Source organism: Neobacillus bataviensis (assembly GCF_019969725.1).
The window spans coordinates 440,674-457,532 of record NZ_JAHXYW010000005.1; the positions used below are offsets into that span (position 1 = coordinate 440,674).

A 16,859-nucleotide genomic window follows, 5' to 3' on the forward strand; every position below is an offset into this window, starting at 1 on the left:
CACTCTTCCTTTAATTTTATAATAATGATTTGTATAACTGTTTATAATGACTGATCATAATTTGATTACTAAATTTTTCTGTAAAGTCCTTTTTGGCTTGTTGTTCCAGTTCGGATCGTTTATCAGGATTTTCGATGAATCTGGTAAGCCGCTCAACAAATGCGGAAACATCCTTTTTTTCGACAATAAAGCCATTCACATTGTCCTGAATCACTTCTGCCGTATTTCCTACGTTTGTAACAACTACAGCTTTTCCATAAGCCATCGCTTCTAGTAACGTAAGTGGGGCGCCTTCCCATAATGACGTCATCGCAAAAACGTCCATTACCTTAAACAATTCATTCACTTTGGAAACATGACCGATGAATTTTATATTGCTGACACCTTCGGCTTTTTCTCTTAAGGACTGGCTATACTGTTCGCCGCCTTCTCCTGGAATTAAAAAGACGAGATGCTTATATTTTTGATTTAAAGTCTTGGCTGCTTCAATAAAATATTCTAACCCCTTTTGAACATCTAGTCTTGAAAGAGTACTGACCACAAACGAGTCTTCAGGCAATCCGAATTCCTTTTTCAATTCTGCTTTTGTCCGTTCAGTAGGGATGATTCTTTCTGAATCAATGGAATTTCTTATAACTGTATATTTCCTATTATTCATAACTTTAAAGTTTGCCATATTAAACTTTTCGACTGTCTTTGATACTGAAACGACAGAGTCCACAAGGTTTAGATAAAAGCTATATTTTGTCCTTCCCCATGGATTTTCGAAAAAGTGATATGTATTATGTGTGGTTTCGATTACTTTAACACCTGCAAGTTTGGCAGCCAAGATGCCATGAAAACAAAAGTGGGCTTGTACAATATCAAACTTTCCTTCTTTTATATATTTAGAAAGCTTATTTATTCGGGAAATTTTACTTGATTCGTTAATTTCCTTGCAGGAAAATCCCTTTTCTTTAAGCCGGTTTGCCACCGTCCCTCCCCTAAAGTAGGCAACACCTGTCTCAAATTCCTGGTCACTCGTATTTTTTACGAGATTATAGATTACTTCTTCTAAACCACCTTTATCTAGTGTATCGCAAACATGGAGAACTTTTATTTTTTTCATTCTTTTACCTCTTTACTTTTAATCAGGAGATCGATTCAATTTATAAACGGAGTTCCTTTAACTTCTCTTCCATATATTGAATCAAACCATCCTTGATTTCTTCATTCTGAAGTGCAAACTCAATGGTTGTTTCGATAAAGCCTAATTTTTCACCAACGTCATATCGTTTCCCTTCAAATTCATAGGCAAAAACACGTTGGATTTCATTTAGCTTTTGAATCGCATCTGTTAACTGGATTTCTCCACCTGCTCCAATTTCCTGTCTATCTAAAAACATGAAAATCTCAGGGTTTAAAATGTACCTTCCAATAATGGCAAGATTAGACGGTGCAGTGCCAGGTTTAGGTTTTTCAACAAATTGACGAACTTGGTATCTCCTGTCATTCTGAGCTAATGGATCAATTACCCCATAGCGGTGTGTTTCTGTTTCAGCCACTTTCATAACACCAATCACAGAGGAAAGTGTTTTTTCATATTCATTTATAAGCTGACGTAAGCAAGGCGTTTCTGCCTGAACAATATCATCCCCTAAGAGGACGGCAAAAGGTTCGTTTCCAATGAAATTCCTTGCACACCAAACGGCATGCCCTAACCCCCGAGGCTCTTTTTGGCGAATATAATGAATATCTACAAGGTTAGAGGATGCTTGAACTTTCTCTAGCAGTTCAAACTTTTCTTTTTCGAATAGGGTTTGTTCCAATTCAAATGCATGATCAAAGTGATCTTCAATCGCCCGTTTGCCTTTACCTGTTACAATAATTATATCTTCAATGCCCGATTCAATCGCTTCTTCCACGATATATTGAATAGTAGGCTTATCTACAATTGGAAGCATTTCTTTTGGCATTGCCTTCGTTGCTGGCAAAAACCGTGTCCCTAATCCTGCAGCAGGAATAATGGCTTTTCTAACTCGTTTCATAAATGATTCTCCTTTTACATTAATAAAACCTTATAAAGGAAGCAAAACTCTACAAATTAACCTTATTATTTCACAACCCCTAATTTTTGACAAGAATCCCCAAAAACAAAGGGGTCCCTTCCCCATAATTACTGGAAATGGTCCCCCTTTTTTTATACAGTTTCTCTATTTTTTATAAAACGAATGGCATAACCCAGAATGATGAAATAATACATCGTGAAAGCATCCATTTCGAGAATATTATAGACCGCACCACTCACGACGGCAGCTACAATGAAATAAATCAAAAGTGGTGATAGATCTTGTTTCTTTCTGAGGTCCCACGTTATTTTCATAAGGAAAATAACAAATGCTGCAAGAAGTATAATCCCGATTACTCCTGTTTCAGCAATAATTTGTGTATATTGGTTGTCCGAATAAAAATCTCCCTTAATCCCAAAGTGTTTATATATTGGTGATGAGTAAATAAGAGTCGCGGAGCCTCCGAACGTTCCAAACCCGTATCCGATGATAGGGCTGGTCTTTAACACTTCGAGCGATTTTTTAAAATAGTACGCGCGGCCATCCGCATTACTTAATGCCCTATTTTCCGCGGAAAAAGCATCAGAGAATCGATTCACTTCTTTTTCATCATAGTTATCCGTTTCATCTACGGATTCGTCTCCGTTAATTTCCTTAGCGTGTTGAATTTGATATTTTTCAACAACATGGGTAACTTTTTCAACTGAGAAAAATAATACTCCTGCCGTAATACCGATGAAAGCTAAAGGCACCAAAAATTTTACTCTTCTAGTAATGACAAGGTAAACAGGTAAAAAGGCGATGACCGTTAACACAGCTCCGCGGGAATATGTAAGAAGAAAAGCCGTTGCAATTAGAATAAGACTGGCAATAATTAATGACTTGCCCTTTCCTTTATCCTTCCGGATGGATAACAAATAAAATCCAATTAAAAAGGAGATGAGCAGGAACATCCCGGTTTCATTTGGTCCGCCCATTAAACCATAAATGCGTTGTTTATTGGTATAGGATAGTTCCATCCTTTGCCAAACCTCAGGAAGAAATAAGGTTCTAACTGAAATTTTTTCTACTAACCCCTGCACGGAAAGCAATACGCCAAAAATGAGGGTGGTGAAGGAAAAATCCTTTATATCCTGGGGCGAAACCTTCATCCGTTTTATGATATAAAATAACAAATAAAAAAGACCAAAAGCACGTAGCTGAATAATGATTGCTTTAAGTGAAACGCCTGTGATTAAGGCAGAAATTGCTCCGAGAATTAAAAACGCAAAGAAAGCATATTCAAATGGATGAAAGCGAAAGAGTTCGCGAAGATTCTTCCGATTATGATAGAAGGTTTTCACCAAAAGCAGTAGAAGAATCATATCTCCAATCAGCTTAAACCCTGTATTATAGACGGTTAAAAATGGACGAATCGGAACAAAGATAATCATAAATAATATGCCTATTTTTTCATCATAAAAAACAAATAATGCCAATAATAACGAAATTCCAAATCCAATAATAGGTTGATGAATAAATAGACCAACAGCAACTAGAACGATTGCTGTTAAAAGCAGATATAGCCTCTGAATTGTGAAACCTGACATATTCTTTACCTCTTAGTTTTTTATTTTTAAATAATTAATTTAAAGTGCTTTTTACATTTTATTAGTATACCAAGCTATAGAGCAGAAATCTAATAAAAAAGGTCCATTTGTATTTTATTACAAATTACTACTCTTTACTCACGCTCTTTTCATTAAAATTAGCACTCCCCTATGACAGGATTGGAATGGACGAGAAGGTAGGTTCATGATTGAATTGCAAGCTGTATTTGTGTAGAATCAAATGTTAGGAGTAAATTTATTCATATGATTGGTTTTAGTAGGAGGTAAATGAAATTGGCAGTAGAGTTGGAACAGAATAGTCCATTAAGACGTGCTCAACAAACAATGCTTGAGATGTTGTTAGCCGTTGATCATATTTGTAAAACAGAAAATATCCCATATTGGATAACAGATGGTACCTTACTTGGTTCGGAAAGGCACAAAGGATTTATTCCTTGGGATGATGATGCCGATATCGGTATGTTAAGAAAAGATTATTCAAGATTTAAACGAGTCGTCGAAACCATGCTGCCCCCTAAATTCAAAGTGGAATCAGAAAATGTCCACACACACGGTAAGCACAATTGGTTAAAAATTCTTTTTCTTGAAGATTTTGATTGGGTTGATTGGCATGGGATTAAAAGGCGGGGGATTTCCATCGATATCTTTCCATATGATTTCGTGTCCCAGCCTAATAAAATGTCGGCCACGGAGAAAATAGTCCATCGAGTTGCCAGCATTAAATATCCTTCAGAAGCAAATAATATAAAAAATAAACTGCGAAGAGTAATTAATAAACTGCAATTACATGAAGCTTATTCTTATATTAACTCAAAGTCTGACTATGTTACTTATGGGATTGAAACACCTTATTTTGGCCATACCTATTATAATATTCATGATATCTTCCCGTTGAAAGAAGGTATTTTTGAAAACGAGTGGTTTAACGTGCCTCAGCACCCTAATCATTACTTAACAGCCTTATACGGGGAAGATTATATGGAGATACCAGAGGAAAGCAAACGGCAAAGCCATATGTCAGATCTTACATCAATAAATGGCTAATAAGTTTTTGTCATTCGCATTTTTATATAAGAAAGGCTACGCGGGTGTTTTATGCAAAAATCGTCAATCATTAAAAATGTAATTTACAAAATATTACTAAATTTGTTTAATATCATCATCCCTATCTTAGTAGGACCTTATGTATATCGTACTCTTGGGCCTAATTCTATTGGGATGGTACAGCGGTCTGAAACGATCTTTAATTACTTTTTCATTTTTGCGGTGTTTGGTGTTTACCAGTATGGCCTAAGAGAGATGAGCCGTATTAAGGATGATCAGACAAAGGTAAACCAATTCTTTACAAGTATGTTGACCATTAGTATGGGTACAAGTGTACTTTCATTACTTATTTATTTGATATTTATCTATGTAGGATATGGAGACAAAGTAATCTTTCCGGTATTAATGATTTATGCCGTCAACTTAATAGGCAATATCTTTTATGTAGAATGGGTTAATGAAGCAAGAGAAAAGTATAATTTCATCACGATTAAAACGATTGTCATTAAGGTGATCTATCTTGCATTATTATTTACTCTTGTTAAGAGCTCACATGATTATAAACAATATGCTTTTTTGTTAATTCTCACAACTTTTCTTAATAATATTGTAAGCTTCATATATATTAAAAGAAAAATTCAACTGGACTTTTCCAATATCACGATAAAAAAACATATTAAGCCCCTATTATTAGTGGTTGCTTTTTCTAATGCCAATATCCTTTATGTTCAACTGGACCGTTTCATGCTGGGGGAATACATTAGTAATAAATCAGTTTCTTTCTATGTAATGGCACAACAAATAATGGGGATTATTAATACGCTAATGCTTAGTATTATTCAAGTAACGATTCCGCGTCTATCCTATCTATCTGGAAATGAAGATGAGGGCTCTTATCTCAAACTGCTAAACAATATATCTAAAGTTTATTTTGCCTTCTTATTTCCTGCAGCCATTGGCCTTTTCGTCACAGCTGATGCCGGAATTCTCTTATATGGAGGACATAAATATATTAGCGCCCAGACCACGCTTAAGATTTTTGCCATTTATATGATATCACTGGGGATTGATTCAATTTTATCGAATCAAGTTATTTATGTGAAGAAAAAGGAAAATATCCTGGTTAAATTTGTCTTTATTTCTGGGATTCTTAACCTCATTTTTAAGATTGTTTTAATACAAATGAACCATTTCAATCCAACAACAGCCATTTTGACTACTGCTATTTCTAATTTTCTATTAGTCACAATGGAGTATGTGTTTATCCGAAAATATTTAAAGATAGATTATTCTTTATTTACTTTCTCAAAAACGAAATACTTCCTGTATTCGCTCATCTTTATCCCCATCCACTATCTGATAAAGATGTTTATTTCTCATTACATCCCATTATTTTTGGTATCGGTTTTCGTTTGTGTGATGGTCTATGCGGCAATATTATTTTTCACAAAAGACGAAGTTTTTTCATTGTTTCTTAATAAAATAAAAGGTCGTTTTGGAAGGACTGTACAGTAATAAGAGAGGGTATCCTAGTTAGGATACCCTTTCTTTCTAAACTATTATTTTTTCCACACTCCATCATTACCAAAAACATAGCCCTGAATGGTTGTATTTTTGGCCATAGACCCATCTGGCTTCAAGTAATACCATTTTCCATATTCATAAAGCCAGCCCGTTTTCATTTCTCCGTTGGTTTGCAGGTAATACCATTTATCACCAACAGCGATCCATCCGATACTCATCGCACCCTTGCTGTCCAAAAAGTACCATTTTCCACTTGATTGAATCCAACCGGTCTTCATTACTCCTTTGGTGTCTAAGTAGTACCATTTTCCGGCTGATTGAATCCAACCTGTCTTCATTACACCTTTATCATTAAAGAAGTACCAACTGTTATTTAATAGATGCCAGCCCTTCAGCAATTCGTCTGATTTAAGGTAATACCAATTTCCTCGGTCGTTTATCCAGCCTAATTGTAGACTCCCCTCATTGTTAAAGTAATATATTTTCCCGTCTAGTTCCTTCCAGCCTAATTGCATGGTTCCATTAGTATTTAAATAATATTTCTTATTGCCTAAAGTAAGCCAGCCTGTATACATGGTGCCGTCGTTAAGAAAGAAATACCATTGTTCTTGTATTTTTGCCCAGCCTGTGACGGGCACCCCCTCTTTATAGTACCGCCACTTTCCTTCTGCCAATTTCCAGCCGAATAATTTAGGTGTATCAAAGGAAGTGTTTAGCTTTAATAAGGATTCATTGTTCCAAGCATCCACTGCGGAAATTTCGAGATTGTAGGCAGTTTCCGGAGATAAATTTGAAATTTCTGCATAAATCCGATTTTCTGAAGTTTCATGCTCCCAGAACTCCATATTTTTTGTAAAAATTACTTCCCCATTATTTTTAATGACATATTTATCAACCAGCGTATTGTCTCTTGCTGCGTCCCAGGAGAGAGTAACCGAATCTCCACTAATATTTTTTTCCAGATTTATCTTTGAACTTTCCAAAAAATAAGGCTTTTCATCATCCTTATATGTTTGTTGGAAAGGTGTTGGAATCGTAAATGTTTGAATCCATGAACTATTAGTAAAATCTCTCGCTTTTATTTCAACATGGTTTGCATAAACATTTACAAGCAGTCCTTGAGAAAACATCTTAGACCCGGAATCTGAATAGGTATAAGCAACCGAACCGGAATTCACCATAGTAAAACCATCCTGAAAAACCGTTCTTGGGTGATTCAAAAGATAATGAGAATGTCCTGAAAACAAAATGACTTGAGGATATCTTTTCAATATATCTTTAAGTCTATTATCTTGAAATCCAGCCCCCCAATCATCGCTGCCATATACAGTATGATCAATGGCTTGATGAAGAAAAACAAAGATTGGTTTAGATGGGTCAGCATTTTTTGCCAAGGTTCTTTTAAGCCACCAATATTGTTCCTCCGTTATGTTGGCATGATCATGGTCATCCGGACTAGGAAACCCCTCTCCTCCAAGAGTAATAAAGTGGTAACCATTAATCCACTTTTCATAATAAATTTTATCTCCTGGCATGCCAGTCTTATCCAAAAACCTTTTCATATAAATCTCGGCATTTAATCCTGAGGGAGAATAGATACCTTCAAAATATTCATGGTTTCCCATAGTAATGATTTTTTCAGATGCAGGATTGATCGTTGAATTTAAAATATTATTAAAAGTATCATATTCTTGTTCTGTTCCATTATTAGTAATATCTCCAACCATCGCAATTGCCTGGTAATGTGGCGCAATCATTTGCAAATCATTCAGCGCTTTGGTGAATCTATCCTTTTGATAGTCACCTCCAATGTGAATATCACTCATAACGGGAAATTGCAGCAAGGGCTGCTCTTCCTGTGCTTCCCCACCTGCTGCCTTAACGCTTGAGGGAGACTGTGGACATAGAATTATCAAAATAAAAAATATAAAAGTTAGGAATCTAAATTTCAAAGCTTTCTCTCCAATCACGAATGTATATTGCTCTCTATTGAAGAATTTTATACCAATAATTGAAAGATTACTAGAATTGTTTATAATATTTCCCAATAATAAAAAGAGAGGGAAACCTAGTCATTTGTGACCTAAGTTTACCTCTCTTTTTTATATCAAGATAAATACTTATTTTTTTAATGTTCTTAAAAGGAATTTTGGCAAAATCAATTGTCTTTTCCAGCGCCATGGTTCTTTCATTAGACGGTAGAACCATTCAAGGCCAAGTGTTTGGAAAAGCTCCGGTGCTCGCTTGAGATTGCCGGAAATTACATCATATGAGCCGCCGACCCCTTGAAAGATGTAGGGGGTGACTTTATCCATATGATTGACAATCCAATATTCCTGCGTAGGACTTCCTAATGCTACGAAAATAATCTCTGGTTGATGTTGATTGATGGTATCGACGACCACTTTTTCATCTTTCTCATAGCCATGTAACGTCCCGACAATTTGAATACCCGGGATTTGCCTTTCAAGCTCCGCCTTTGCCGCATCGGCAACCCCAGGCTTTCCGCCATATAAAAAAATCCGTTTTCCTTGTGCCGCTGCTGTTTGGCAAAGCTTCAACATCATATCAATGCCCGTGACACGGCTGGTCACCTGTCCGCCCTTTAGCTTGGACGCTAAAATAACGCCAATGCCATCCGGGATTTGATAATCTGCACGATTCAGAAGCTTTCTTAATTCTTCGTCCTCTTGCGCCTTCATAATTTTTTCCGGATTAATCGCCACAATAAATGACTTCTTTTTCTGGTTGATATCCTGCATTAATAATGAAGCAAGCTGGTCATAATCATAATTACAAACATCAACACCGAGAAAGTTTTCCTTCATAACGTACCACCTTTTGGACTTTACATATGAAACGAACTGCGGCAGAGGGTACCGGCCGCAGTCATCATCGTAAATATTAACTATGTTTAGAATCCCCTAAAACACGGACATCAAAGCCGGCTTTAACCCAAGCTTCACGCGGAAGGCAATTTTTTGTATCCAGTACAATTTTAGAACGAACCAAATTGGCCGTTTGCTTTGGATCAAGAATTTTAAATTCATCATGCTCAGTTAAGATTAGAACAATATCCGCATTCTGTAAGGCTTCTTCAAGCTTTAAGGCCTGCTGCGGGAATTTCTGTTCTTTAATATGCGGGTCAAATGCCGTTAGCTCCAGATTCAATTCCTTTAAATGATGGATAACCTCGACAGACGGACTTTCGCGCATATCATCGATATTCGCCTTGAAGGAAAGGCCTAAAACAGCCACCTTCGGGTTCTTAATTTGCTGCTGTTCAGCAATTGTTTTCACTTTATTTGCCACAAATAGCGGCATGGAATCATTCGTTTGACGGGCAAGGTGAATGATTTTCGCATTTTCCGGATCCTGTTCCACTAGGAACCAAGGATCAACCGCGATACAATGACCGCCGACACCCGGACCTGGCATATGGATATTTACTCGTGGGTGATGGTTGGCAAGCTTGATGGCCTCCCACACATTGACCCCAAGAGTCTCGCTAACACGTGCAAGTTCGTTGGCAAACGCTATATTTACATCGCGGTACGTGTTTTCGATAACCTTAACCATTTCTGCGGTAGTCGCATCGGTTAAGAAAATTTCACCCTTTACGAAGGCGCGGTATAGATCGCGTGTTTTTTCTGAAGACTCTTCGTTAATCCCGCCGACAATCCGGCTGTTATTAACAAGCTCTTCAAACACACGACCCGGAATAACCCGTTCTGGGGAGTGAGAAATGAGAAGTTCCGTTCCCATTTCAAGTCCGCTCTCTTTTAATATCGGCATCATTACATCCTCAACCGTCCTTGGTGGAACAGTTGATTCAAGAATAACAAGATTTCCTTTTTCAAGATAAGGGACAATCGATTTTGTTGCCGCTTCAACATATTTCATATCTGCTGTTTTATCAGGGTTAATTGGCGATGGAACGGCGATAATAAATACGTCAGCTTTTTCAGGAGTAGTGGAAACGGTAAGATTGCCGCTGTCAATCGCCGCAATAAGACGCTCTTCCAGACCATTCTCTTCAATATGAAGCTGTTTATTTTGAATTTTTTCTACGGCCGCTGCATTTACATCCACACCGTGAACATGAATGCCATTGTTTGCAAACATAACAGAGGTAGGGAGACCGATGTAGCCAAGGCCGATGACACAAATTTTATTCATCAAGTGACTTCCTTTCATAACCTAACTTTAAAATGTCATTAAGCTTATATTTTACTTTCATAACGCAGTCTAGCCGCTAAAAAGTATGACGAATGAATTTTTCCCAACTAATTTTAACAAAAAACTTGACTAAAAGAAACTATGAGGCGCAAATGTTGTCGTATATTGACAATTTCCAACATTAACGATAATCTAATAAGTTGAATGATAGAACGTTTTAAGGAGTAAACGAATGGGTTACAAAAAATTTTTTATCTATTTTCTTATCACAGGTGTGATTTTGGCTGGACTGTATTCATTATTCATTTATAAGAAAGACCCGCTTGGATATTATCATTTAAAGAAAGAAAGCCGCTACTATAGTAATAATGGCCGCTTTCAACTTCCTGCTTTTATTAAAAATTTAGATTACGATACAATAATCATCGGACCATCAATGAGTCAGAATTTTAATGAACAAACTATTGATCAGGAACTTCATGTCAAAAGCTTTAATGCTGCGTTATCCGCCGCTTCTGCTAAGGAACAAAATTATGTTTATCAGCTGGCAAATAAAACACATCACAACCTTAAAACTGTTTTTTGGGAAATTAATTTTGATTCCTTGTATGGGGAAAGCAATCGAGTTAATAATGATTCCGGAACTTTTCCTGCTTATTTATATAATACATTCCCATTAGATGATATTAGATATTTGTTTAGCTCCTACTCCGGAGAATTATACTTTGATTCTAGAGAAGCAGAGAAAACAAATGCTTCAGTACGCACACCGTATAATGTATATAAATTTGGTAGTGGGATTCCAGGACAAACTCCGGAACAATTTAAGGATACAAAGGTTGTAAATAACCAAAATCCAGTGCCCGATGGGGTTTCTTTTCAAGATATGAAGGAAAATTTCGATTCGAATATCCTTCCAGTGTTAAAAGAGCATCCTAATCAAGAATTTAAGCTTTACTATACTCCATATCCAATTACCTATCATGTAAATAACTATAATCGAAGCAAACAAGCCTTTTTAGACCGTTTAAAAATAAAAGAATATGTTTTTCGACAGGTTAAAGACCTGAATAATGTAGAAATCTATGATTTTCAAACTGAAAAAAAAGTGACCTATACTATTTCTAATTACCTGGATGGTTCCCATTATTTTTCAACAATTAATGATTGGATGGCTCAACAGTTCGCTCAAAAAGCATATCTACAGTCAGAAGAGAAGATTCAAGAAAATAAAGCAAAGCTGCTTGATCAGGTAGAACATTTTAAATGGAAGCAATTAAAAACAGAAAAATAACAAAAGAGGCTGCCTTGAACAGCCTCTTTTGTTATTTTTAGATGTTAATTGATCCAAATTCCGTCTGAATCAAAGTAATAGGATTTACCATTAATCACTGCCCAGCCATGCTGCTCCGCACCATTGCTATTGTAATAGCGGTAGAACGAATAGTATCCGTAGTAATAATCGTAGCCATAGAAATTTATCCAACCTATTTGCATAACGCCATCTTCATTAAAGAGGTAAATAGTGGTACCAATACGATATCTTCCATCAGTTAATAAATCCGAATATTCATCGAAGTAATACCATTTTCCTCTATAAGATAACCATGATTTTGTATATAATGCGCCGCTGCTTTTCGCATAATGCCAGTACTCTCTATCAAAATACCAGCCATTTGCTCCCATAGCACCACTAGCTGAAAAGAAGTAATTAATTCCGGAAATATTTTTTATCCCTGTTACCATGACCCCAAAATCATTAGGATCTAAGTAATACCACCTACCGCCTGAAGAGAGCCAGCCGGTAAGAAGTTTGCCGTCACTTTTACTATAGAACCATTCGCTTCCTTGTGCATTCCAGCCATTCGTTTTCATTGCACCGTTGCTTCCAAAGAAATAATAGGCGCCATTGATTCTATAAGCTCCCGTTGCCATTTCGCCATAAAAGTTCAGAAAGTACCATTTGCCGCCGCTGGATAACCAGTTATTTTTAAGCATTTTTCCATTTGCGCTAAAATAATGCCAGTAGTAATTATATTCAACCCAGCCGGTTTTCATTTTCCCACTGACTGTATCAAAATAATAAGTGGCGTTATCAATATCACGTTCACCTGTCGTCATAACGCCGCTGCTAGGGTCTAAATAATACCAAGTTGTTCCTTCTTGATGCCAACCTGTAACCATGTTTCCATTCTTATCATTATAGTACCAATCACCGTATTTTTGATACCAGCCAACAATCACTTCCTCCGTGCTGCCATCAAAGTAAACTTCCACACCATTGGCCTTTAAAACGTTAATGACTTGAATAGCTGCTGAGCCTGTTGAGAGGTCTAGGTTCGGCATATCATACATTTCTAAATATGACAGATTCGACAAATTTTTAAGCGGTTCGATATTTGTTACAGGATTTCCTGATATGAACAGTGTTGTTAAACTATAAAGGTAATTTAAAGGCAGCAGGTCACTAATATTATTGTTATCCAAGTCTAGTACTTCTAAAGAAGATAAACTAGCTAACGATGAAATATTAGTAATATCATTTCCATAAAGTATTAAGGATGTTAAGTTATTCAACAGTCCCAATGATGTTACATCGGTAATATGGTTCATCGATAAATCCAGATTACTTAATGCTGTTAATCCACTAAGTGGCGCTGTATTACTAATTTGATTGCTTGATAAATCCAAATAAGCAAGGTTTATTAAGCCGCTTAAAGGTGATAAATTAGTAATATTGTTTTGGCCTAAATAAAGATAGTATAAATTTACTGCATATTCTAAGCCAGTCAAGTCAGAAATATTTTGTCCGCTTGCATCTAATCCCGTAAGTGCCGCCATTTGTTCTTGGGTAATTGGGTCGGTCGCCCCAAGACCTAGTTCAGTTCGGACAGCTTTTTCCAAGTTCGCATCTTTAAAAGTAACCACATCATATGTACCTTGAATTGCAGCATTTGGTTCAGTTGTATCTGGTGTAGTATTTGGTGTAGTTTGCTGCGGTTGTTCTTTATCTGCCTCTTTAGGAATTGGATCTTCTGCTAGTGCAGGTTCGGGTTCGGTTGTTTCTGTTGATGGCTCTCCGGCTGGAGCAGTCTGATCACCGGCCGATTCTGTTTGGTCATTAATGGTCCCGGTTTGATCATCAGTTGTTCCTGTTTGATCATTAGTCGTGCCTGTTTGATCATTGGTCACAGCGGGAGCGGACTCCACTGCAGGAACAGTGGTGTCACCACTTTGCCCTATTCCTGATTTTGCTGGTGTCTGTTCTTCAGCTAGTGCATTCAATGGTGCCATGAATGATAGCAAGAGAACAAAAACTAGCAATAATTTACTTAATCTCTTCATTTCTATTAACCCCCTTTTTAATAGGTATATTATACCAGAAATACACTCCAAAAAGTGGAAAAAGATAGTTTATAAATATTAAAATAGGAGATTCTCATTCTCTTTTTGCAACAAAAAAGACGACCGAAATATCAGTCGCCTTACAATCCTAATTTATTGGCTTCGAACCTGTCCATTTTCCATCAGTATTAAAATAATGAACTTCTTTGCCAATTGTTATATATGTGCCATGAACCATTAATCCATCGTTGGTAAAATAGTACCAATCATTCCCGTATTTTAACCAGCCGCGGAGCTCGGCACCATTACTTTTGTAATAACGGTATTCGTTCGCAGTTCCTTCCTGTTTAACCCAGCCAGTTACCATTGCCCCGTTTTTATTAAAGAAATAATAAGCGTTGTTTACGAGGTTTCTGCCTATGACAGAATCTCCCTTAGAATTGAAGTAATACCACTTGTTTTTATATAATAACCATGTTTTGTTATATAGAGCTCCGCTGCTCTTAGCGTAGTGCCAATAGGTGCCATCGAAATACCAGCCATTTGCTTTCATTGCACCATTACCATCAAAATAGTATGGTGTGCTGCCAACCATGAATACGCCAGTGACCATTTGACCGTAGGAATTCGCATCAGTTTTTAAATAATACCATTTGCCGCTAAGTTGGAGCCAGCCAGTTAACAACTGTCCTTTGTTATTGGCATAGTACCAAGAGTTGCCGTCATAGGCCCAGCCTGTTTTCATGATACCACTGTTATCAAAGAAGTAGTGGGCATTGCCGATCTTCAGAACACCACCCGATACCATCATACCTTCTTCATCAACGTAATACCATTTGCCACCATCAAGAATCCATTTGTTAGAGGCCATCACACCAGTAACCGGGTCAAAGTAAAATCTCACATCATCAATATCATACCAGCCGGTAACCATATTGCCATCTTCATCGTAGTAGTAGAGATTTCCGTCTTCATCTACTGTCCAGCCATATTCGATTCCTGGGTCATAGTTTCCATCATAATCCACTTGAACACCATTTGCGAAAAGCTCGCTGATCACCTGCATCGCTGCTGAACCTTCAGTCAAATCAAGATTCGGCATATCAATCATCATAACATTTTCTAAGCTGACTAAATCAAGTAATGGTGAAATATCAGATACTGGATTAGAAGAAATATATAAGTTCGCTAATTTGCTCAAACCTGTCAGCGGCTGTAGGTTCGACACTTGATTAGCGTCCAAATCCAAAGTGGTTAAAGATGGTAAATTAGAGATTGGAGTAAGATCACTGACACCATTCTCCCAAAGAGATAAATATTCCAATTTCGTAAGACTGCTCAATGGGGAAATATCCGTAATTCCATTGTTGGATAATTCTAATTCTACTAGATTTGTGAGCCCGCTAAGTGAAGACAGATCGGTGAAGTTGCTATCTGTAACTCCTAAGCCTGTTAATTGTGGTACTTCGCTCAAGCCAGAGAAATCACTTATATTATTTCCCGATAAATCTACATACTTTAATACTGCTAACCCGCTAAGCGTGGATAGGGTGCTGTTTACAAACTGGGTATATCCTAAACCTAAATACTCTAATTTTGGTAAATTAACTAATCCGGATATATTATTAATTGGATTGCTTGATAAATCTAAGACCTGTAATTCTGGAAGCCCATTAAGAGGAGCTAGGCTGCTGTTTTCAAGCTTATTATTATCCACGAATACATAAATTAATTTTGATAATTTGCTTATTGGGGATAAATTGCTAATATTATTATTTGATAGATTGAGAAAGTCTAAATTTACAGCAAATTCCAGACCTGATAAATCTGTAATATTGTACTCAGATGCTTCTAAATATGTTAGAGTTGCTAGTTTAGCTTGAGTAATGGGTGTTGTGGAGCTGATTCCTAATGCCTCACGCACAGCGTTTGCCAAATTGTTATCTTTGAACGTAACCACATCGTTTGTTCCTTGCGTCACTGCGTTTGGTGTTTGCTGGCTTAATCTTGGTTTTTGCCTCTGCAAATCATTGAGTGCTTTTTGCTTAAAAGATTCTTTTGTCCATTTTGCCGTTTTGGCAGCGGCTGGCGCGGTTTGTGTAACCGTTTTGGTTTGTTCGCCTGCTTTCGTATTCAATGGAGCCATGAATGAAAGCGATAGAACAGAGGCCAGCATGATCTTGCTAAATTTCTGCATCTCTATTAACCCCCTAAATTTACTAGGTACATTATATCAAAGTATTCCAAATAAAGTGGAAAAAATTGAATAATTTATAAATATAGAAATAATAAATTCAACATAAAAAAGCGAAACCATCTTGAGTGTGGTTTCGCTTTTTATAAACTATTTATTTAATCCAAGCTCCGTCGCTTCCGATTACGTATCCATCAATTGTTGTATTTTTGGCCATTGAGCCGTCAGAGTTTAGGAAATACCAGTGGCTGCCAGAATAAATCCAGCCAGTTAGCATTGCACCGCTAGGTCCTAAATAATACCAATCATTATTCCATAATAACCAGCCAGTTTTCATTTTGCCGTTTGAATCTAAGTAATACCATGTATTCCCATCTTTTATCCAGCTAGTCTGCTTTACGTCGTTTTTGTAAAAGTACCAAGAGCCCTCAGATAGTACCCATCCATATTTAGTGTTTCCAATCCGCTTCGAACCAATATAGGTTCTAGTATAGTAAGACTCTGATAAAGAGCTGACCTTAACCCCATTAGAAGATGCATGTACGAATTTATTGTCACCTATGTAAATTCCAACGTGCGATGCTCCAGCCTTATATGTGCTAAAGAAAACTAGATCGCCATCTACTAGATTACTTTTTGAAACGGCTTGTCCTTTTGTGTATTGGTCCGCAGCAGTTCGTGGTAAAGTAACCCCAGCTTTCTTGTATGTATAACTTGTAAATCCAGAGCAATCAAATCCGCTTGGAGATGATCCTCCCCATACATATGGTACGCCAATATAATCAAGAGCAATATCTGTAACCGTATCTCCAAAGGATGCCGCTTCTGTTTTGTGTTCACCGATTAATCCGCTCAAGAGTAAAGAACATGATAGTAGACCAGTAACTATTAACTTCTTCATGATAACCCCCGTGT

General features: G+C 37.0%; 12 protein-coding genes. 3 read left to right on the forward strand and 9 right to left on the reverse strand.

Annotated features, from left to right (window positions below; all coding sequences use genetic code 11):
* Window positions 1-16 precede the first annotated feature (16 nt).
* The 3 genes from LC455_RS15905 to LC455_RS15915 all read right to left on the reverse strand — a co-directional run bounded on the left by LC455_RS15905 (window position 17) and on the right by LC455_RS15915 (window position 3,637).
* Entirely contained in the window at window positions 17-1,108 is a 1,092-nt protein-coding gene (locus tag LC455_RS15905; protein WP_223592206.1) for a glycosyltransferase family 4 protein, read from the reverse strand.
* 40 nt (window positions 1,109-1,148) lie between these two features.
* Window positions 1,149-2,027 (reverse strand): UTP--glucose-1-phosphate uridylyltransferase GalU, encoded by an 879-nt coding sequence (gene galU / locus LC455_RS15910; protein ID WP_223592208.1) that lies wholly within the window; start codon window positions 2,025-2,027, stop codon window positions 1,149-1,151.
* Between the two features lie 152 nt (window positions 2,028-2,179).
* The gene (locus tag LC455_RS15915) at window positions 2,180-3,637 is read right to left on the reverse strand and encodes an O-antigen ligase family protein (RefSeq protein WP_223592210.1); all 1,458 of its coding nucleotides are present in this window, start codon (window positions 3,635-3,637) and stop codon (window positions 2,180-2,182) included.
* Between the two features lie 294 nt (window positions 3,638-3,931).
* On the opposite strand from LC455_RS15915, the gene LC455_RS15920 reads away from it, so the two are divergent.
* Window positions 3,932-4,702, forward strand: a complete 771-nt coding sequence (locus LC455_RS15920) for a LicD family protein (protein ID WP_223592211.1) — start codon at window positions 3,932-3,934, stop codon at window positions 4,700-4,702.
* 51 nt (window positions 4,703-4,753) lie between these two features.
* Entirely contained in the window at window positions 4,754-6,217 is a 1,464-nt protein-coding gene (locus LC455_RS15925; protein WP_223592213.1) for an oligosaccharide flippase family protein, read from the forward strand.
* A gap of 44 nt (window positions 6,218-6,261) precedes the next feature.
* Here the strand turns inward: LC455_RS15925 and LC455_RS15930 are convergent, their stop codons facing one another.
* The 3 genes from LC455_RS15930 to LC455_RS15940 form a co-directional block, all read right to left on the reverse strand.
* Window positions 6,262-8,178 carry a metallophosphoesterase gene (locus LC455_RS15930; RefSeq protein WP_223592214.1) on the reverse strand — a complete coding sequence of 639 codons (1,917 nt, stop codon included), beginning with the start codon at window positions 8,176-8,178 and terminating at the stop codon, window positions 6,262-6,264.
* A gap of 168 nt (window positions 8,179-8,346) precedes the next feature.
* Window positions 8,347-9,054 carry a WecB/TagA/CpsF family glycosyltransferase gene (locus LC455_RS15935; RefSeq protein WP_223592215.1) on the reverse strand — a complete coding sequence of 236 codons (708 nt, stop codon included), beginning with the start codon at window positions 9,052-9,054 and terminating at the stop codon, window positions 8,347-8,349.
* 76 nt (window positions 9,055-9,130) lie between these two features.
* Window positions 9,131-10,408, reverse strand: coding sequence for a nucleotide sugar dehydrogenase (locus LC455_RS15940; protein ID WP_223592216.1), 1,278 nt, complete (start codon window positions 10,406-10,408; stop codon window positions 9,131-9,133).
* Window positions 10,409-10,637: 229 nt separating this feature from the next.
* Here LC455_RS15940 and LC455_RS15945 point away from each other — a divergent pair, with 229 nt between their 5' ends.
* The gene (locus LC455_RS15945) at window positions 10,638-11,699 is read left to right on the forward strand and encodes a hypothetical protein (protein ID WP_223592217.1); all 1,062 of its coding nucleotides are present in this window, start codon (window positions 10,638-10,640) and stop codon (window positions 11,697-11,699) included.
* A 44-nt stretch (window positions 11,700-11,743) separates the two neighbouring features.
* Here LC455_RS15945 and LC455_RS15950 read toward each other — a convergent pair whose 3' ends face one another.
* The 3 genes from LC455_RS15950 to LC455_RS31720 form a co-directional block, all read right to left on the reverse strand.
* Window positions 11,744-13,750: a leucine-rich repeat domain-containing protein gene (locus LC455_RS15950; RefSeq protein ID WP_223592218.1), complete on the reverse strand. Its 2,007-nt coding sequence runs from the start codon at window positions 13,748-13,750 to the stop codon at window positions 11,744-11,746.
* A gap of 148 nt (window positions 13,751-13,898) precedes the next feature.
* Window positions 13,899-15,947 (reverse strand): leucine-rich repeat domain-containing protein, encoded by a 2,049-nt coding sequence (locus tag LC455_RS15955; RefSeq protein WP_223592219.1) that lies wholly within the window; start codon window positions 15,945-15,947, stop codon window positions 13,899-13,901.
* Between the two features lie 151 nt (window positions 15,948-16,098).
* Window positions 16,099-16,845, reverse strand: coding sequence for a C40 family peptidase (locus LC455_RS31720; RefSeq protein ID WP_317851442.1), 747 nt, complete (start codon window positions 16,843-16,845; stop codon window positions 16,099-16,101).
* Window positions 16,846-16,859: the final 14 nt, after the last annotated feature.

Excerpts from the sequence above, each read along its gene's own strand:
- galU (WP_223592208.1), bottom strand. The coding sequence starts at position 2,027 with ATGAAACGAGTTAGAAAAGCCATTATTCCTGCTGCAGGATTAGGGACA.
- LC455_RS15905 (WP_223592206.1), bottom strand. The coding sequence starts at position 1,108 with ATGAAAAAAATAAAAGTTCTCCATGTTTGCGATACACTAGATAAAGGT.
- LC455_RS31720 (WP_317851442.1), bottom strand. The coding sequence starts at position 16,845 with ATGAAGAAGTTAATAGTTACTGGTCTACTATCATGTTCTTTACTCTTG.
- LC455_RS15950 (WP_223592218.1), bottom strand. The coding sequence starts at position 13,750 with ATGAAGAGATTAAGTAAATTATTGCTAGTTTTTGTTCTCTTGCTATCA.
- LC455_RS15945 (WP_223592217.1), top strand. The coding sequence starts at position 10,638 with ATGGGTTACAAAAAATTTTTTATCTATTTTCTTATCACAGGTGTGATT.
- LC455_RS15915 (WP_223592210.1), bottom strand. The coding sequence starts at position 3,637 with ATGTCAGGTTTCACAATTCAGAGGCTATATCTGCTTTTAACAGCAATC.
- LC455_RS15955 (WP_223592219.1), bottom strand. The coding sequence starts at position 15,947 with ATGCAGAAATTTAGCAAGATCATGCTGGCCTCTGTTCTATCGCTTTCA.
- LC455_RS15925 (WP_223592213.1), top strand. The coding sequence starts at position 4,754 with ATGCAAAAATCGTCAATCATTAAAAATGTAATTTACAAAATATTACTA.
- LC455_RS15935 (WP_223592215.1), bottom strand. The coding sequence starts at position 9,054 with ATGAAGGAAAACTTTCTCGGTGTTGATGTTTGTAATTATGATTATGAC.